Origin of the sequence: Actinoplanes italicus, assembly GCF_003001815.1 — a bacterium.
GTDB classification, from domain to species: Bacteria; Actinomycetota; Actinomycetes; order Mycobacteriales; family Micromonosporaceae; genus Actinoplanes; species Actinoplanes italicus.
This window is the reverse complement of sequence record NZ_PVMZ01000002.1, coordinates 257,063-274,976: the sequence shown is the minus strand read 5'-3', so window position 1 is coordinate 274,976 and position 17,914 is coordinate 257,063. Positions and strand designations below refer to the sequence as shown.

Annotated in this window: 15 protein-coding genes; 10 read left to right on the top strand and 5 right to left on the bottom strand. The window is 70.2% G+C overall.

What is annotated here, in order from left to right:
- Nucleotides 1-18: 18 nt before the first annotated feature.
- Complete coding sequence (locus CLV67_RS05235; RefSeq protein ID WP_106315997.1) at nucleotides 19-1,659, top strand: phospho-sugar mutase; 1,641 nt, start codon at nucleotides 19-21, stop codon at nucleotides 1,657-1,659.
- Between the two features lie 66 nt (nucleotides 1,660-1,725).
- On the opposite strand, the gene CLV67_RS05230 is transcribed toward CLV67_RS05235, so the two are convergent.
- Together CLV67_RS05230 and galE are read right to left on the bottom strand one after the other, a co-directional pair.
- The gene (locus tag CLV67_RS05230) at nucleotides 1,726-2,412 is read right to left on the bottom strand and encodes a GOLPH3/VPS74 family protein (RefSeq protein ID WP_106315996.1); all 687 of its coding nucleotides are present in this window, start codon (nucleotides 2,410-2,412) and stop codon (nucleotides 1,726-1,728) included.
- Between the two features lie 108 nt (nucleotides 2,413-2,520).
- The gene (galE, locus tag CLV67_RS05225) at nucleotides 2,521-3,522 is read right to left on the bottom strand and encodes a UDP-glucose 4-epimerase GalE (protein ID WP_106315995.1); all 1,002 of its coding nucleotides are present in this window, start codon (nucleotides 3,520-3,522) and stop codon (nucleotides 2,521-2,523) included.
- Nucleotides 3,523-3,691: 169 nt separating this feature from the next.
- Between galE and CLV67_RS05220 the strand changes: the two genes are divergently transcribed.
- From CLV67_RS05220 to CLV67_RS05210, 3 genes are read left to right on the top strand one after another with little or no spacing between them, the layout of a single operon-like run.
- Nucleotides 3,692-6,646 carry a CDP-glycerol glycerophosphotransferase family protein gene (locus CLV67_RS05220; protein ID WP_106315994.1) on the top strand — a complete coding sequence of 985 codons (2,955 nt, stop codon included), beginning with the start codon at nucleotides 3,692-3,694 and terminating at the stop codon, nucleotides 6,644-6,646.
- On the top strand, nucleotides 6,639-7,790 hold the full coding sequence (locus CLV67_RS05215; RefSeq protein WP_203736875.1) for a glycosyltransferase: 1,152 nt from the start codon (nucleotides 6,639-6,641) through the stop codon (nucleotides 7,788-7,790). Before CLV67_RS05220 ends, CLV67_RS05215 begins: the two co-directional genes overlap by 8 nt.
- A 50-nt stretch (nucleotides 7,791-7,840) precedes the next feature.
- The gene (locus CLV67_RS05210) at nucleotides 7,841-8,329 is read left to right on the top strand and encodes an NUDIX hydrolase (protein ID WP_106315992.1); all 489 of its coding nucleotides are present in this window, start codon (nucleotides 7,841-7,843) and stop codon (nucleotides 8,327-8,329) included.
- 255 nt (nucleotides 8,330-8,584) lie between these two features.
- On the opposite strand, the gene upp is transcribed toward CLV67_RS05210, so the two are convergent.
- Nucleotides 8,585-9,217 (bottom strand): uracil phosphoribosyltransferase, encoded by a 633-nt coding sequence (upp, locus tag CLV67_RS05205; RefSeq protein ID WP_106315991.1) that lies wholly within the window; start codon nucleotides 9,215-9,217, stop codon nucleotides 8,585-8,587.
- 60 nt (nucleotides 9,218-9,277) lie between these two features.
- Between upp and deoC the strand changes: the two genes are divergently transcribed.
- The 6 genes from deoC to CLV67_RS05175 all read left to right on the top strand — a co-directional run bounded on the left by deoC (nucleotide 9,278) and on the right by CLV67_RS05175 (nucleotide 16,797).
- Nucleotides 9,278-10,207 (top strand): deoxyribose-phosphate aldolase, encoded by a 930-nt coding sequence (deoC, locus tag CLV67_RS05200; RefSeq protein WP_106315990.1) that lies wholly within the window; start codon nucleotides 9,278-9,280, stop codon nucleotides 10,205-10,207.
- Between the two features lie 52 nt (nucleotides 10,208-10,259).
- A complete protein-coding gene (locus tag CLV67_RS05195; RefSeq protein WP_106315989.1) occupies nucleotides 10,260-11,684 on the top strand; it encodes an aldehyde dehydrogenase family protein in 1,425 nt (474 codons plus the stop codon).
- On the top strand, nucleotides 11,677-12,516 hold the full coding sequence (locus CLV67_RS05190) for an aldehyde dehydrogenase family protein (protein WP_106316439.1): 840 nt from the start codon (nucleotides 11,677-11,679) through the stop codon (nucleotides 12,514-12,516). Before CLV67_RS05195 ends, CLV67_RS05190 begins: the two co-directional genes overlap by 8 nt.
- A 93-nt stretch (nucleotides 12,517-12,609) precedes the next feature.
- Nucleotides 12,610-13,473 (top strand): DNA primase, encoded by an 864-nt coding sequence (locus CLV67_RS05185; protein ID WP_106315988.1) that lies wholly within the window; start codon nucleotides 12,610-12,612, stop codon nucleotides 13,471-13,473.
- A 64-nt stretch (nucleotides 13,474-13,537) separates the two neighbouring features.
- Nucleotides 13,538-15,952, top strand: a complete 2,415-nt coding sequence (locus CLV67_RS05180; protein ID WP_106315987.1) for a transposase — start codon at nucleotides 13,538-13,540, stop codon at nucleotides 15,950-15,952.
- Between the two features lie 140 nt (nucleotides 15,953-16,092).
- Nucleotides 16,093-16,797, top strand: coding sequence for an HAD family hydrolase (locus CLV67_RS05175; protein WP_106315986.1), 705 nt, complete (start codon nucleotides 16,093-16,095; stop codon nucleotides 16,795-16,797).
- Nucleotides 16,798-16,938: 141 nt separating this feature from the next.
- On the opposite strand, the gene CLV67_RS05170 is transcribed toward CLV67_RS05175, so the two are convergent.
- A complete protein-coding gene (locus CLV67_RS05170) occupies nucleotides 16,939-17,526 on the bottom strand; it encodes a GTP-binding protein (protein WP_043533378.1) in 588 nt (195 codons plus the stop codon).
- A gap of 1 nt (nucleotide 17,527) precedes the next feature.
- A complete protein-coding gene (locus CLV67_RS05165; RefSeq protein WP_106315985.1) occupies nucleotides 17,528-17,908 on the bottom strand; it encodes a DUF742 domain-containing protein in 381 nt (126 codons plus the stop codon).
- Nucleotides 17,909-17,914 lie beyond the last annotated feature (6 nt).

The following is a 17,914-nucleotide window of genomic DNA, read 5'->3' as shown; positions in this document are numbered from 1 at the left end:
CTGTGCTATCAATCCCTGATGGCACCACAAGTTGATGTTGACCTGATCGCACGGGCCGAAGCGTGGCTCGCCGACGATCCCGATCCGGTGAGCCGGGCCGAGTTACGCGCGGTCCTCGACGGCCTGCCGGGCACCGCCGCCGAGCTGAGCGACCGGTTCTCCGGACCGCTCACGTTCGGGACGGCGGGCCTGCGCGGCCGGTTGCGCGCCGGGCCGAACGGCATGAACCTCGCCGTGGTCACGCGTGCCGCGGCCGGTCTGATCGGCTGGCTCGCGGCGCAGGGCGGCGAGGGGCCGCTCGTCATCGGATACGACGCGCGCCACGGCTCCCGGCAGTTCGCCGAGCGGACCGCCGAGGTCGCCACCGGGGCCGGCCGGGAGGCGCTGCTGCTGCCGGGGCCGCTGCCGACGCCGGTGCTGGCCTACGCGGTGCGCGCGCTCGGCGCGGTCGCCGGTGTGATGGTCACGGCCAGCCACAATCCGCCGCAGGACAACGGATACAAGGTCTATCTGGGCACCGGCCTGGGTGGTCCGGCGGGCGCCGGGGCGCAGATCGTGCCACCGGCCGACGCCGGCATCGAGGCGGCCATCCGGGCGGTGGCGAGCGCCGACGCGGTCCCGCTGGGCGGTCCGGGCACGGTCCTCGGCGACGAGATCCTTCAGGGGTACGTCCGGAGCGCCGCCGCGGTCCTGTCCGAGGACGGCCCGCGTGACCTGGCCATCGCGTACACCCCGATGCACGGCGTGGGCGCGTCGACCACGACCGCGGCGTTCGCCGCCGCCGGGTTCCCGCCGCCCGCGGTCGTCGCCGAACAGGCCGAACCCGATCCCGAGTTCCCGACCGTGGCGTTCCCGAACCCGGAGGAACCGGGAGCGATGGACCTGCTCCTGGCGCTGGCCGCGGACACGGGCGCGGACCTGGCCGTCGCCAACGACCCGGACGCCGACCGCTGCGCCGTGGCGATCCCGGCCGGCGACGGCTGGCGCCCGCTGCGCGGTGACGAGCTGGGTGTCCTGCTGGCGGACCATCTGATCCGCCGTGGCGTCCCCGGCCTGTACGCCACCACGATCGTCTCGTCGTCGCTGCTGGGCCGCCTGTGCGCGGCTCGTGGCGTGCCCTATGCGGAGACGCTGACCGGCTTCAAGTGGATCGTGCGCGCCGCCGAGGATCTGGCGTTCGGCTACGAGGAGGCGCTCGGGTACTGCGTGGCCCCGGCGCTGGTCCGCGACAAGGACGGGGTGACGGCCGCGCTGACGGTCGCCGAGCTGGCCGCCGGGCTCAAGGCGGAGGGGCGCACCCTCGCCAACCGGCTGGACGAGCTGGCCGCCGAGTTCGGGCTGCACGCCACCGATCAGCTGTCGGTCCGGGTGGACGACCTGGCCGAGATCGGCCTGGCGATGTCACGGGCCCGGAGCAACCCGCCCGTCACGCTTCTCGGAGCACCGGTCACCGAGGTGGCGGACCTGCTGCCCGAGAACGACGTGCTGACCTTCCGCACCGCCACGGCCCGGGTCGTCATCCGGCCGTCGGGTACCGAGCCGAAACTCAAGGCGTACCTCGAGGTGGTCGTCGAAGGTGACCCGGCGACCGGCCGTACCCGCGCAGCATCGGATCTGAAAGGACTGCGCACCGAGATCGCGGCAACGCTCGGCGTGTAGTGAGGCGTGTGGCGAGGCGTGTCGTGAATCGTCCCGGGGCTTCGTGAGGAAGCCCCGGGAGACGGATCAGATCGGCTTGGGAGCGCCCAGCGCGGCCTGGATCGCCTTGCCCAGGGTGGCCACCACCAGCGCGACGCTCGGCCGCACGATGGAGTCCTCCAGGGTCACGTCACCGACGAAGCCGGCGTTGCTGGCGATCTCGGCGAGCCGCTCGTGCGCCCGGTCGACCTCGTCGGCCGGGAGCTTCAGAGCCGGCTCCATCCGCGCCGCGACGAGCAGCGTGGCCAGCGCGGCCGTCCGCTCGTCGGGCAGGGTGTTGCCGATCAGCGCGGCGGCAAGCCGGGCCCGGATCTCGGCTTCGTAGGCCGGGTCCGTGGTCGGGTAGCGGTGCACGTGGATGACACCGAGCTGGGTCTCGTCCACGTCCTGCACGACGCCCCGGGCACACAGGTCCTCCAGGACCCGCGTGCGCAGCCGGTGCCGGAGTCGCTGCAGCCACTGGGCGGGCGTGTGCGGCTCCTCGGTCGCCACCTTCTTCAGCACCGCGTCGGCGACCGGGTCACCGAGCGGGGTGGCGTCGACGACCGTCAGGTGGCCGTCGGCCGCGTAGGCGATCCGGTTGGCCAACGCCAGGTCGATCAGCACCGCGGCGGCCATGCCCAGATCGAGCCCGATGCGGGAGCCCGTGGCCTTTCCGGTCTGGTCGTCATACGCGAGGAGCAGAAGTTCCTCGGCGAGCGGGATGGGGGTCATGTATGGCAACGATAGTGGCCCGGGTCATCCGGTCCGATCCCCAGGTCGGTCAGATCCGGGACGGTCCTACGATCCGGGCGCACTCAGCCGTTGCCACGGGTTGAGGAACTAACGGGCGAGATCCGGCAGGATTCTTTCGCGCTGAGCGAACCAGGCCAGCGAATCACGGATGCCGTCGGCCACCGAGTGCTCGGCCCGCCACCCCAGCAGATCGGCCGCGCGGGTGCTGCGGGTGTACGCGCCGGCCGAGTCTCCGGGGCGGCGCGGGGCCCGCTCGATCTCCACCGGGCGGTCGGCGACCTGGTTGAACGCCTCGACGAACTCCAGCACCGTGGTGCCCGTGCCGGTGCCCAGGTTGATCGCCAGGGAGCCCTGCTCGAAGGGCAGCTCGTCGAACTCCTCGAGCGCCCGCAGGTGGGCGCCGGCCAGATCCCAGACGTGCACGTAGTCGCGGATGCCGGAGCCGTCGCGGGTCGGGTAGTCGACGCCGGTCACCGGGAACGGCTGCCCCTCCCGGTAGACCTCGATCAGCTTGCCGAGCGCGTGGCTGGGCGACCGCAGTTGCAGGCCGGTCCGCATCTTCGGGTCGGAGCCGATCGGGTTGAAGTAGCGCAGTGACAGGACGTTCAGCGGAGTGGCCGCGGTGATGTCGGAGAGCATCTGCTCGACGATCAGCTTGGTCCGCGCGTACGGGCTGAGCGCCGTGAGGTTCGAACCCTCGTCGACGGTGAAGTCCTCGCCGGGCTGGTAGATCGACGCCGACGAGCTGAACAGCAGCCGGGTGACGCCCTTGGCGATCAGGTGGTCGACGAATTCCAGGGTCTTGGCGACGTTCTCCCGGTAGTAGTGGATCGGGCGCTCCACCGACTCGGGCACGACGATCAGCGCCGCGCAGTGCACGACCGCGCTGATGTCCGGGTGGTCCTCGAAGATCCGGTCGAGGACCGCACTGTCGGCGATATCACCCAGGTAGAACGACCGGCCCTCACAGAACTCACGGCGGCCGGTGACCAGATTGTCCAGGATGACCGGCTCGTGGCCGGCATCGAGCAGACAGGACGCGATTGTGCTGCCGATGAAACCCGCACCACCCGCGATCAGAACCTTCACGAACGTCCTCCCTGGTCACGAAAATCCGTGACAGGCTAGCCGACTCGGATGACGGTCCCGGGCAACCCCGGTGGCCCTACGCCGGTCGTACCACATGGCGTCACCGATCGGCCGGACATTCACCGACGCCTTGATCGTCGGCAGGACGTGAGACAACGGGCTGTAACCTATGATGCTGACCGCCCTCAGGCACACCCCCTGCCCAGCATCGGTTGCGCCGGTGATGCGAGTGGCCGACAGCTTTGTAGAAAGGACCACGTCAACCGTGACCTCGTCCCAGCCCAGGCCTCCTGACGTCACAGTCGTGGTCATTGTTTACAACGACGCCGGGCGGGTCGCCACCGCTGTTCAGTCGGTTCTTGATCAGTCGTTGCGCAGCCACGAGATCATCGTGGTCGACGACCACAGCACCGACGGCACCCCGGAGGTGGTCGAGCGGCTGGTCGCGCAACACCCTGACGTCGTCAAGTTCATCCGCCTCCCGGCCAACTCGGGTCACTGCGGCGCCCCCCGCAACGCGGGCATCGCGGCCGCGCGCGGCCGGTTCATCATGTTCCTGGACAGCGACGACGTGCTCGACCCGCACGCCTGCCGCAACATGGTGGCGATGGCCGAGCAGAGCGAGGCCGACATGGTCATCGGCCGGTGCGTGCGGCACGACGTGGCCACCGGCAAGGAGACGTCGTGGATGCCCTGGCTGGTACAGAGCAAGGTGGTCTACGAGAGCCTGCGCGACCAGCCCGAGCTGCTCTACGACGTGCTGTCGACCAACAAGCTCTACCGGCACGACTTCCTGACCCGGGAGAACCTGGTCTTCCTGGAGGATCGGCTCTACGAGGACAACCTGTTCTCGGCGCACGCCTACCTCGCCGCGAAGAAGATCGCGGTCATCCCGCAGCGGATCTACACGTGGAACATCGAGCGCAAGGCCGCGAACCTCTCGATCACCCGCCGCGCCGCCGACATCCGCAACATCACCGACCGGATCATCGTCACCCGCAAGATCGACGACCTGCTCGAGGCGCACGCCGCCGGTGACCTGCGGCTGCAGAAGGACGTCCGGTTCATCGAGAACGACCTGCGCGTCCACCTCTCCAAGCTGAGCGCCCTGCCCGAGGAGAACCAGCGGGCCCTGGTCGACGCCGCCCGCCCCTACCTGCAGACCATTCAGGAGGAGGCGTTCCGGCAGGCCAAGCCACTGCCTGCGATGGCGGCCTACCTGGTCCGGGAGGGCGACTACCACGGTGTCGCCGCGGTGCACGACTACATGGCGCCGCGGCCGATCCAGCCGCATCTGACCGTCGACCTGGTCGTCCGGGACGGCCGGGTCTACTGGGGCGACCGGCACCTGGACGACCCGCTGGGCCGCGAGGTCCTCGACGTCACGGAGATGGGATTCCAGGACGGCCCGCTCGGCAAGCTGCGCATCGGCGCCCGCATCGACAGCGTGCACCGCGACGGCGACGTGGTCACCCTGACCGGCTCGTTCACCAACCCGGTCGGCCGGATCACCGTCGAGTCGGCGCCGAAGGCACAGCTCGTCTTCGAGGAGCGGCGCAGCAAGCGGCGGGTGTTCAAGACCAAGGCGCAGCTGGCCGTCGACGAGCAGCGGGTCGGCTGGAGCGTCACGTTCACGCCCGAGAAACTGCTCCGCCCGATCGGGCTCATCGACCCGACGTACTCCCTGCGGCTGCACGTCTCGGTCGGCGGTGAGGGCGCCGACCTGGCCCTCTTCGCCGAGGAGGACGTGGTCGAGGCGCTGCGGCTGCCGACCCGCCCGAAACTCAGCCGCCTCACCTCCGACCTGCTGCAGGGTTACCAGACCGACAGCGGCAACGTGGCCCTGCGCCAGGAGGCCGACGGCAGCGCCGCCAAGGTGGGCTCGGCCGCGATCGCCGGAGTCCGCAACACCAGCTTCGGCAGCCGGGCCTGGCAGCGCGCCGCCGACCTGCAGCGTTCGCTGCGACAGCGCCGCAACAACCGGGCGACGAAGCTCGCCTGGTACGAGAACGTGTTCCTCAAGATGCCCGTCAAGAAGGGCACCGTGGTCTTCGAGAGCCACATGGGCAAGCAGTTCTCGGACAGCCCGCGCGCCATCTACGAGGAGATGCGCCGGCAGGGCATCAAGTTCACCCCCATCTGGGCGTACGCCGAACACCCGACCGGTTTCCCGTCGGACGCGAAACTGGTGCGCCGCAACTCGTGGAGCTACCTGCAGGCGCTCGGTCAGGCCGAGTTCTGGATCGACAACCAGGGCTTCCCGCACGACCTGCGCAAGCGCCCGGAGACCACCTACATCCAGACGTGGCACGGCTCGGCGTTCAAGCGGATGGGCTTCGACGAGGCGACCATCAAGGCGCAGACCGAGACGCAGCAGAACAAGTGGCAGGCGGCGATCGACCGGTTCGACTACTTCCTGGTCCGCTCGGAGCACGACGTGCGCACCCTGACCAAGGGCATGCGGGTCGGCGCCGAGCTGCTGCGCAGCGGCTACCCGCGTAACGACGCGCTGGTCAACGGCGGCAACGACTCCGAGCTCGCCAAGCTGCGCAAGAAGCTCGGCATCACCGACGGCCGACGGGTGGTGCTCTACGCGCCGACGTTCCGGCCGGAGGAGGTCAACCGGCGCTCCGGGCTCGAACTGCCGTTCGACCTCGACGAGTTCGTCCATCGGTTCGGCGACGACACGATCCTGCTGGTGCGCCCGCACTACCTGGTGTCGTTCGCGCTGCCTCCGGCGTACGGCCACTCGGTCCGTAACGTGGCGAACGTGCACGACGTGACCCCGCTGATGCAGATCTCCGACGCGCTGATCACCGACTACTCGTCACTGATGTTCGACTACTCGCTGCTCGACCGGCCGATGATCTTCCACGTGCCGGACTACGACGACTACGTGGGCAGCAGCCGCGGATCGTACTTCGATCTCGACTCGACCGCGCCCGGTCCGCTCACCCGTACATCGGAGGAACTGATCGCCGCCATCGCAGACCTGGACGGCAACGCCGACGCCTTCGCCGGCAAACGTCGCGAATTCGTCGCCGAGTTCGGCGAGTTCGACACCGGGCAGGCCGCCAAGGCAGTCGTCGACCGCTTCTTCCGGACCGGTGACCGTCGTGGCTGAGCACCGGGACATCTTCGTCGTCTGCAACAGCATCAACGAGCTGGGCGGCCTGACCCAGTGGGTGCACGACATCTCGCGGCTGTTCACCGCGCGGGGGCACCGGGTCCGGCTGATCGGCATGGAACCGGCCAGCGACTACCGCGACTTCGGCTCCGACCTGCCGTACGAGACGTTCACCCTGCACGCCGAGCAGCTGCCGCGCCGCCGCAAGGTGTCCGGTGCGGCCGCGCTCAACCCGAGCCGGGCGTTGCAGGCGCGCAAGCGGCAGCAGATCTTCGAGGGCGGTGTGGCCCGTCTCAACGAGATCCTGCGCACCGCCTCCGGGCCCGGCGCCGTGGTGATCGCCTCCCAGGTGTGGGCCGGTGAGTGGGTGGCCGCCGCCGACACCAAGGGCATGCAGGTCATCGGCATGTCGCACGAGTCGTTCGAGGCGTGCAAGAACAGCAGCCGCTACAACCGGGTGCTCAAGTTCTACGCCGACATGGACATCCACCTCTCGCTCACCGACGCCGACGCCGACGCGTGGGCCCGGGCCGGCATGTCCAACGTCGGCGCCATGCCGAACCCGCTGATGACCGTGCCGAAGACGCTGCCCACGCTCGACGAGAAGACCGTGGTCACGCTGCGCCGGCTCTCCCACGACAAGGGCATCGACATGCTGCTCGAGGCGTGGGCGGTCGTCGGCCCGCGGCACCCCGACTGGAAGCTGAAGATCTTCGGCGCCGGGCCGGACGAACAGGCGCTGCGCACCCAGGCGCGCGGTCTCGGCCTCGACGACCAGGAGCTGTTCCAGGGCAAGACCAGCGACATCGACGGTGCCCTCAGCTCTGCCTCGGTCTACGCGTTGCCGTCGCGCGAGGAGGGTTTCCCGATCGCGGTGATGGAGGCGATGGCGTACGGCCTGCCGACCGTCGCGTTCGACTGCGCCCCCGGCATCCGCGAACTGATCCACGACGAGGTCAGCGGCGGCCTCGTCGTCACCGCCGGTAACGTGCCCGGTTTCGCGGCCGGCCTCGACCGGCTGATCACCGACCGCGAGCTGCGCGGCCGCCTCGGCGCCGCGGGCCGTGAGTCGGTGCAGCGCTTCACCCCCGACAGCATCGTCGCCCGGTGGGAAGCGCTGTTCGCGCTGCTCGACCGCTGACATCGGGACCGGTGGCGGGGGACGACCCCGCCGCCGGTTAGGGTGCTGCGGTGCAAGCGATCCTGGCCACGCTCGGTTACGTCCTCTCCCCCGACCGGCAGCAGGTGCTGATGATCCGGCGCGACGCGCGGCCGGACGACATCCACTACGGCTACTACAACGGCCTGGGCGGCAAGCTCGAACCCGGCGAGGACGTGGTGGCCGGCCTGCGCCGCGAGATCCACGAGGAGGCCGGGCTCGACTGCACCGGCATCGAGCTGGCCGGCACCGTCTCGTGGCCCGGTTTCGGCCGCAACGGCGAGAACTGGTTCGGCTTCCTCTTCCGCGTCACCGAGTGGACCGGTGACCCGCACACGTCGAACGACGAGGGCAGCCTCCACTGGATGCCGGTCGAGGAGATCCTGGCCGGCAAGCACCCGATGTGGGAGTCCGACCGCCACTTCCTGCCACTCGTCTTCGCCACGACACCCCAGGTCTTCCACGGCGTCATGCCTTTCACCGCCGGTAAGGCCGTGAGCTGGGACTTCACCACCCTCTAGCGGTACGGCCACCCCTGCGCTCCCCGTGACCCCACGGGCGAACGCGGACCGCGTGGTGAACTGCGGCTCACCCGCGGGCACAGCTCACCACACAAGCGGCGGGAGCGGACCGCGTGGTGAACTACGGCTCACCCGCGGGCACAGCTCACCACACAAGCGGCGGGAGCGGACCGCGTGGTGAACTGCGGCTCACCCGCGGGCACAGCTCACCACACGGGGCTGGTGGGGCGGGTGTGGCCGTACCGGATGGGTTGGTCAGAAGCGGCGCATGCCGCCGAACTGACGGTCGCCGGCGTCGCCGAGGCCGGGCACGATGTAGGCCTTCTCGTTGAGACCCTGGTCGATCGACGCGGTGATCAGGCGCAGTGGGAGACCGGAGTCGGCCAGGCGCTTGACGCCCTCGGGGGCGGCCAGGACGCAGCAGATGATGATGTCGGTGCAGCCGCGTTCGGCGAGCAGGCGGCAGCAGTGCAGCAGGGAGCCGCCGGTGGCCAGCATCGGGTCGAGGACGAGCACCGGCTGGCCGGTCAGGTCGGTGGGCAGCGACTCCATGTAGGCGCGCGGCTCGTGGGTCTCCTCGTCGCGGGCCAGGCCGACGAAGCCCATCGACGACTCGGGGAGCAGCGCCAGCGCGGCGTCGGCCATGCCGAGACCGGCGCGGAGGACCGGGACGATCAGCGGCGGGTTGGCCAGGCGGGTGCCCTCGGTGGGCGCGACCGGCGTCTCGATGGGGTACTTCTCGACGGCGAAGAGACGGGCCGCCTCGTAGACCACCATGGTGGTGAGCTCGTGCAGGGACGCGCGGAAGACACCGGATTCGGTCTCGGTGCGGCGCATCGCGGTGAGCCGGGTCTGGGCCAGGGGATGATCTACGACAAGGACGTCCACGGCTGACAACCTATCGCTCAACCAAGATCAACTGTCACAGGGTTGCGTAGAATCGCTTTCATGACTGTGACAGCGTCCGCCGGACTGTCCGATCTCCGCTCATTCCTGCACGGCCTCCCGGGGGTCGACAAGGTGGGCGTCGAGGCGCGGGCGGCGGCGCTCGCCACCCGGTCGATCAAGACGAGCTCCAAGGCGAAGGCCATCGACCTGGCGATCCGCATGGTCGACCTGACCACGCTCGAGGGCGCCGACACGCCCGGCAAGGTGCGTGCGCTGTGCGCCAAGGCGAGACGGCCCGACCCGGCCGACGCCTCCTGCCCGCCGGTCGCGGCGATCTGCGTCTACCCGGCGATGGTCAAGGTCGCGGCCGAGGCGCTGGCCGGTTCGGGCGTGCATCTGGCCAGCGTGGCGACCGCCTTCCCGTCCGGGCAGGCGCCGCTCGAGGTCAAGCTGGCCGACACCCGTGACGCGGTGGCCGCGGGCGCCGACGAGATCGACATGGTGATCAGCCGGGGGGCGTTCCTGGCCGGCGACTACCGGCACGTCTTCGACGAGATCGTGGCGGTCAAGGAGGCGTGCGGCGGGGCCCACCTCAAGGTCATCCTGGAGACCGGCGAGCTGGGGACGTACGACAACATCCGTCGTGCTTCCTGGCTCGCCATGCTGGCCGGTGCCGACTTCATCAAGACCTCGACCGGCAAGGTGGCGGTCAACGCCACCCTGCCGATCACGCTGGTGATGCTCGAGGCGGTCCGCGACTTCCGGGAGCGGCACGGCCGGATCATCGGCGTCAAACCGGCCGGAGGCATCAAGACCACCAAGGACGCCATCAAGTACCTCGTGCTGATCAACGAGACCGTCGGCGACGAGTGGCTCGACCCCGACCGGTTCCGGTTCGGCGCCTCCTCGCTGCTCAACGACCTGCTCATGCAGCGCACCAAGCTGACGACCGGCCACTACGCCGGCCCGGACTACTTCACCCTGGACTGAGCTGCCGTCAGGTGGCTCCGCAGCAACACCCGAACCGCATTGGGAAGGCCCCATGTTCGAATACGCGCCCGCACCGGAATCCCGTTCCGTAGTCGACATCGCCGGGTCCTACGGTCTGTTCATCGACGGTGAGTTCGACGGCGGCAAGGACGGCAACGTCCTCAAGACGGTCAACCCGGCCACCGAGGAGGTGCTGGCCGAGATCTCCGTCGCCGGGCCCGAGGACATCGACCGGGCCGTCGCGGCCGCCCGCCGCGCCTTCGGCACCTGGTCGGCGCTGCCCGGGGCGGAACGCGCCAAGTATCTCTTCCGGATCGCCCGGATCATCCAGGAGCGGTCCCGCGAGCTGGCCGTCCTGGAGTCGCTGGACAACGGCAAGCCGATCCGGGAGTCCCGCGACGTCGACCTGCCGCTCGTGGCGGCGCACTTCTTCTACTACGCGGGCTGGGCCGACAAGCTGGCGTACGCGGGTTTCGGCCCCGACCCGAAGCCGCTGGGTGTGGCCGGGCAGGTCATCCCGTGGAACTTCCCGCTGCTCATGCTGGCCTGGAAGATCGCGCCCGCGCTCGCCACCGGCAACACCGTGGTGCTCAAGCCGGCCGAGACCACCCCGCTGTCGGCGCTGTTCTTCGCCGACGTCTGCCGTCAGGCCGAGCTGCCGCCGGGCGTGGTCAACATCGTCACCGGGGCCGGCGACACGGGTGCCTACCTCGTCGAGCACCCCGATGTGAGCAAGGTCGCCTTCACCGGCTCGACCGAGGTGGGCCGGGAGATCGCCCGCTCGGTGGCGGGCACCGGCAAGCGCCTCACCCTGGAACTCGGCGGCAAGGCGGCGAACATCGTGTTCGACGACGCCCCGATCGATCAGGCCGTCGAGGGCATCGTGAACGGCATCTTCTTCAACCAGGGGCACGTCTGCTGCGCAGGCTCGCGGCTGCTGGTGCAGGAGTCCATCGCCGAGGAATTGCTCACGTCCCTGAAACGGCGCATGGCCACGCTGCGCGTCGGTGACCCGCTCGACAAGAACACCGACATCGGCGCGATCAACTCGGCGGCGCAGCTCGCCCGCATCAAGGAGTTGTCGGACATCGGGGCGGCGGAAGGCGCTGAGCGCTGGTCGCCGGAGTGTCCGCTGCCGGACCGGGGGTTCTGGTTCGCGCCGACGATCTTCACGGGTGTCACGCAGGCGCATCGGATCGCGCGCGAGGAGATCTTCGGGCCGGTGCTGTCGGTGCTCACCTTCCGGACTCCCGACGAGGCTGTCGCCAAGGCCAACAACACGCCGTACGGCCTGTCCGCCGGCATCTGGACCGAGAAGGGCTCGCGGATCCTCGCCGTCGCCGACAAACTCCGGGCCGGGGTGGTCTGGGCCAACACGTTCAACAAGTTCGACCCGGCGTCGCCGTTCGGCGGCTACAAGGAGTCCGGCTACGGCCGCGAGGGTGGCCGGCACGGCCTGGAGGCGTACCTTGCCTAAGTCAGTCAAGTCTCCCGCTCCCGAGCCCGGCCGGCTCACGGTGCGCAAGACGTACAAGCTCTACATCGGCGGCAAGTTCCCGCGCAGCGAGTCAGGACGGACCTTCGTGGTGGACGGCGACAACGTGTCCCTCGCCTCGCGCAAGGACGCCCGTGACGCGGTGCTCGCGGCCCGCGCCGCACAGCCGAAATGGGCCGCCGCCACGGCGTACAACCGAGGTCAGGTCCTTTATCGCATCGCCGAGATGCTGGAGGCGCGCCGTGCCGAGTTCACCGCGCTGGGCGTCTCCGACAGCGAGCTGAGCGCGGCCGTCGACCGCTGGGTGTGGTACGCGGGATGGTCCGACAAGATCGCCCAGGTGGCCGGTGGAGCGAATCCGGTGGCCGGGCCGTTCTTCAACATCTCCGCGCCGGAGCCGACCGGCGTCGTCGCCGTGGTCGCGCCGGGCTCCCTGCTCGGGCTGGTGAGTGTGATCGCCCCGGCGATCGTGACCGGGAACACCGTGGTCGTTCTGGCCGCCGGCCCGCAGATCGCCATCTCCCTGGCCGAGGTGCTGGCCACCTCCGACGTGCCCGGCGGCGTGGTGAACCTGCTCACCGGGCGGTATGCCGAGACCGCGCCGTGGCTCGCCGCGCACGACGACGTGAACGCCCTCGATCTCACCGGGGTGGAGCACGAGGAGCTGGCCGCCGAACTCGAACGGGCCGCCGCAGGCAGTCTGAAGAGGGTGATCCGGCCACAGGCAGCGATCGACTTCACCGCCGATCCGGGCCTGCGGCCGATGACGGCGCTACTGGAGACGAAGACCGTGTGGCATCCGAAGGGCTACTGAGCCCACCGGGGCGGTTGTCACACAGCGTTGCCGACTAGGGTGTGTGCCCAGAGTCACCCGTCCGTACCACCCCCAGATCACCCGGAGGTCACCGTGACCAGCCAGTCCGACGAGCCCGAGGCGTCCGCGCCGGTGGCCGAGAAGCCCTCGTCCGAGGGGACCTCCGGGCGGGAGCTTTGGGAACAAGTCCGCGTCGAGCCGGTGGAGATCGCCCTGCCGGGCGGGGTCGGTCTGACCCTCCGCGCGTACCGGAAGGCGTCCGAGCTCGAGCCCACCGAGGTCGTGGTCGACGAGGATGATCCTTTCGAGGCCCGCAAGCGGCGTGCCGAGGCGGAGGCGGAAGAGGAGGAGCTCATCGTCGACGAGGAGTACCAGGCACTCCTCGCCGAGGACGACGACAAGAAGTCCGAGTCCGCCGAGGAGCCGGACCCGGCCGACTTCGAGGACGAGGCCCCGGCCCAGGAGGCTGACGAGGAAGTACCCATGTTCCTCAGCCACAAGGGCCGACTGCTCGCTTTCAAGAGCACCGAATCGCTCGTCTCCTTCCTTCGTTCGGGTGCTCCCCACGATCTCGCACAATTGGACACCTGGGGTGACCTGGCCGACCGGGTACAGTCGAGCGACATCGACCCGCTGCCGGAGAACCGCTACGAGCTCGACCTCGTCGTGGAGAACCTGCGCGGCGGTCACGACACGTGGGATCTGCCGCTGCTCATCAACGCCGGCGAAGTGGCCCGCGACCTGGGTTACGCACTCCGCATCAAACCGGTGATCCTGGCATTGGCGCCCGGTTCGCCGCTGGACGACCTGGACGAATCCCTCCGGACCGCGGAGAAGGGCGGTATGGGTGGATTCTTCGGGCGCCGCCGGTTGAAGAAGATCGGTGCGCAGCAGGCGAGTCTCGGTTGGCGTTCGGTGATCGGCAAGATCTCTGCCGCTGTGGACTGGCGTGACTGACCGATTACCAGGGAACATCAATTCTTGGCCACAGAGAAGCACCCCCGGGGAGGAGGACGACGCCGTGGCGCTCGTGCGCGTGTACTGCGGTCTGGCGTCGGCTGATGATTCGGTGCGTTCGGCTTCGGCCGCGCCGCTGACCATCGCCGTGGTGGACGACGCAGGCCGGCTGCTCGGCGTCCACGAGATCAGCGACGACCCGACGGGCTATGCCCACCTGGGGACGCTGCTCGTGGAACGGACGACGGGCTTCAGCGACGCGGCGGTCGCCGCCGACAGCGACGACCACGTCGTCACCTCGCTGCTCACCGCGGCCGGCCGACCACTGGTGGTGGTCGACGACGACGACGCCGACGACTTCGCCGAGCGTTTCTCCGACGACGACTCCCCCGAGGAGATCTCCGCGCCGCTGGCCGCCCGCCGGGCGGTCGGCCTGGCCCGGGCCCTGCAGGCCGGCGCCATCGCCGCGGTGACCCTTCCGGCACCGCGCGAGCTGGTCAGTTACAAGCCCGTCCTGGCGGCGCACGTGGCCATGCTGAACGGGCGGAACGCCTCCGCCGTCGCACTTCGCGAGGTCCTGCGCGAGCTGTACCCGGCCGCCCTCCGGGCGTACCCGGACCCGGCACACCCGGTGGCTCTCGCCGTCCTCGACGCGGTCCCCGAGCCCGGCCGTCTGACCGGCCGGGCCGGTGACCCGACGCACAACATCCGCGAGATCGCGGCCGAGCTGGCCCGCGCCGGCGTCGGCAGCGAGAACGAGATGGTCGCCGCCGTCACCGCCCTGCACGTGGCAATCAGCGAGTCGCCGCGCCGCGGTGGCGTCAACAAGTCCCTCGCCCCGGCCGCCGCCGAGGCGGTCCGCCAGTCGATCTCGGCGATCCGCTCCTGTGACGCCGCCTGCTCCGCCCTGGTCGGCACCCTCGCCGCCCGGGCCACTCCGCCGGTGGGCAACCCCGGCGTCGGCCGCCGCAGTGCCCGCCGCGGCACCGAGCCCGCGCCACTGCAGCCCGTGCCGAGTGCCGACAACGGCTCCCGGTTCGCCCGCCGTGGCCGCCCCGAGCCCGCCTCCACCGGCGCCGGCCCCGCGCTTCCGCAGCCGATGACCCCTCCGCCGGTCGCACCCGACCCGATCGCGCCGCCGCCGATCGCCCCGGCCGCGGCGAACGGCCTGCCCGGTCGTTCCAGCAACCCGATGAACCGGCCCGTGTCGGTTCCGCCGCCTCCGCCGGGCATGACCCCGATCACTCCGGGTTCCCGGCCGGTTCCGGGCGCGCGCAACCCCGCAACTCCGTCGTCGGTGCCGCCGATCGGCGGATCCACACCGGCCGACGCCGGCGAGCCGTTCCGCGCGACCCTGAGCAACGCCGAGCTCACCCGGGCCCGGGCCGAACGTCAGCGCACGGTCATCCCGCCGCGCCCGTCCACCCGGCAGCCGGCCGCCAACGGCTCGTCCGCCGGCCCCACCGACTTCAGCCTGCCGATGCAGTCGCAGCGGCCCGGCGCGGAGCCGGCCGAGCCCGGTTCGCGGGCCAACTGGCCTCTTTTGAACACGGAGAAGGACGAAGCCACCCGCCCGGATCTGCCGTCGCGGGCGACGCCGCCGTCCCGCTCGGACCTGCCGTCCCGGCCGACCTCGTCCCGTCCCGCCTCGTCGCGTCCGGCCTCGTCACGTTCGGACCTGTCGTCGCGTTCGGACCTGCCGTCGCGGTCAGACCTGCCGTCGCGTTCGGACCTGCCGTCGCGGTCAGACCTGCCGTCCCGGCCGACCTCGTCGCGCCCGTCACCGTCGGCCGCGCCGGTCAGCTCGCCGTCCGGTGGCCGGGTCCGTCCGCCCTGGCAGGACATGCCGGACGAGCCGGCCCCGCTCCAGATGCCGAAAGAGCCCGCGCTGCGCCTCGTCGACCAGGCGAGGAACGGCACCGGCCGGGCTCGTCTCCCCGGACTCGACCAGATCGGCGGCACCCCGCCGATGCGGAACGCCGACGGTGAGCGGGCGCCCAGGATCACAGCCCTGGACCGCAGCAGCGCGCCGCCGGTTCCCGCCGACAGCAGCGACGGCGACCTGCTGATCTTCGCGGCCGCCCGCTCGGCCTGGTTCACCGGTCACGACGACTCCGGCGAGAGCGACGTCAACTGGTCCAACCCGAACGACAGCGGCTGGCGCGCGGCGCAGAAGGCGGCCACCCCGGCCGTCGCCGCCGAGACCTCGGCCGGTCTGCCGAAGCGGGTGCCCCAGGCCAACCTGGTGCCCGGTTCGCCGCTGCGCGAGGAGCGTCCGCTGCGGATCGTCCGCGACGCCGCGTCGATCGCCGCCCACACCACCGGCTACTTCCGTGGCTGGCGGCGCGGTCAGGAGATCGGCGGGTTCGCGATGGGTGGACGGCCGGGCCGGGAGGCCGCCGGCGGCTGGGACTTCAGCCGCGACGGGCAGCCCGCCGACGAATACCGGAACAACAACGCGGGGTACGGCGGACGCTGACCGCCCCCTCGGACAGGAAAACGGAAGGCCGCGACCCATCGGGCGCGGCCTTCCGCCATTTCCGGAGCACGGACACCGTGTGAGGCGGCCCGGCGCCGGTCGGTCGTTGAAGTGGTATGCGTACAGCTGATGATGTCGGGATGCGGGCGATCATCTTCGACTTCTTCGGCACGCTCACCGACCCCTCGGCCGAGAGCCTGCGGAGGGAGACGTTCACGGCCACCGCGCAGGCGCTCGGAGTGCCGCCGGAACACTTCTGGGCCGTCATGAGCGGCAGCTTCCCGGAGCGGATCATCGGCGCCTACGGCGGGACCCGGGCGACGCTCCTCGCGATGGCCCGGCTCTGTGGCGTCGATCCGGACGACGAGACCCTGGACCGGGCGGTGGCGACCCATCATGCGGGCGCTGAGCGGGTCCGCACGCCGCGTCCGGAGGCCATCGGGGTACTCGACCACCTCCGGGCGGACGGCTACCGTCTGGGGCTCCTCAGCGATTGTTCCAGTGAGCTCTGCGAGGCGTGGCCGCAGACCGTCTACGCGTCGCGCATCGACGCACCGGTGTTCTCCTGGCGAGAGGGCCACCGCAAACCCGACCCCCGGTTGTACGCCACGGCCGCCGCCCGACTGGGTGTGCCGGCCGCTGAGTGCTGGTTCGTGGGTGACGGCGGCAGCCGTGAGCACGACGGCGCCCGCCGGGCCGGCATGCGGCCGGTGCTCGTGACGAACGCGGCCCATCCGGCGGTGGCCGCGCTGCGGACCGACCCGGACTCGTACCTGCCGGAACATCGCATCGACGACCTGGCCGGGTTGATCCGTCTGCTGGGATCGAACCATGACAACGGGTGATCACTCATATACGATGGCGAACGGCCGGAAAGCGCGCGAAAGCCCCGCTCCGGCCGGTGGAGTGTTCCAGCTGGCGGAGCGGGGCTTCCGACCGCTTAGTCAGACGGGCGCTGTGCTGACCGAGTCGGGTGAAGCTGCTGCTCAGGCAGGTGCCGTTGCGCGGGTGCGACGCATCGTCAACACATACTCGACCAGCGAGATGAGGACGTTCTTCGTCGACTCACGGTTACGGGCGTCGCAGCTCACGACGGGCACGTCGCTCGAGACCGCCAAAGCGTCCCGCACGTCCTGCGCGTTGTGGTACTGCATGCCGTCGAAGCAGTTGATCGCCACAAGGTACGGCAACCGGCGGTGCTCGAAGAAGTCGATGGCGGCGAAGCAGTCGGCGAGCCGACGCGTGTCCACCATGACGACCGCTCCGATGGCACCCCGGACCAGCTCGTCCCACATGAACCAGAACCGCGTCTGGCCAGGTGTTCCGAAGAGGTAGAGGATCAGGTCTCGGTCGATGCTGATCCGGCCGAAGTCCATGGCCACGGTGGTGGTCATCTTGCCCGGCACCTGCCGGTTGTCGTCGACACCCACACCGGCCGAGGTCATGATCGCCTCAGTGGTGAGCGGGGTGATCTCGGAGACCGACCCCACCAGCGTCGTCTTACCGACGCCGAAGCCACCGGCGATGACAATCTTCGCCGATGTCACGCGTCCCGCAGCGGGACGGTGCGACATGTCAGAGCCTGCGAAGTCCACTCAGCACCCTTTCCAGCAGTTCCGTGCCTACCGCGTCAGTCTCGTCTTCGAGCGAGGTGGGCTCGTAAACCGCGACCAGACCGTCAGAGGCCATGTCCGCGACGATCACACGTGCCACACCGAGCGGCAGTTGCATGCGTGCGGCGATCTCGGCGAGCGACTGAACTCTGCCGCCGTCGCACATCGCCGCGATGTACTGATGCTCGCTTCCACCCTGTCCGCCGCGACTGATCCCAGAACGGCCGCGCACGGTTGTCTCGACCAGCGCTTCCAGCGCTATCTCAAGCTTCGGCCGGGTCCGACCGCGGGTCATGGCGTACGGCCTGACCAGCGCGCCAGTCGGCTCATCGCGTTCAGGCATCGTCAC

What these genes read in the sequence shown, in the direction of transcription:
- CLV67_RS05175 (WP_106315986.1), top strand. Translation starts at nt 16,093, where the DNA reads ATGCGGGCGATCATCTTCGACTTCTTCGGCACGCTCACCGACCCCTCG.
- CLV67_RS05230 (WP_106315996.1), bottom strand. Translation starts at nt 2,412, where the DNA reads ATGACCCCCATCCCGCTCGCCGAGGAACTTCTGCTCCTCGCGTATGAC.
- CLV67_RS05165 (WP_106315985.1), bottom strand. Translation starts at nt 17,908, where the DNA reads ATGCCTGAACGCGATGAGCCGACTGGCGCGCTGGTCAGGCCGTACGCC.
- CLV67_RS05170 (WP_043533378.1), bottom strand. Translation starts at nt 17,526, where the DNA reads ATGTCGCACCGTCCCGCTGCGGGACGCGTGACATCGGCGAAGATTGTC.
- deoC (WP_106315990.1), top strand. Translation starts at nt 9,278, where the DNA reads ATGACTGTGACAGCGTCCGCCGGACTGTCCGATCTCCGCTCATTCCTG.
- CLV67_RS05220 (WP_106315994.1), top strand. Translation starts at nt 3,692, where the DNA reads ATGATGCTGACCGCCCTCAGGCACACCCCCTGCCCAGCATCGGTTGCG.
- CLV67_RS05195 (WP_106315989.1), top strand. Translation starts at nt 10,260, where the DNA reads ATGTTCGAATACGCGCCCGCACCGGAATCCCGTTCCGTAGTCGACATC.
- CLV67_RS05235 (WP_106315997.1), top strand. Translation starts at nt 19, where the DNA reads ATGGCACCACAAGTTGATGTTGACCTGATCGCACGGGCCGAAGCGTGG.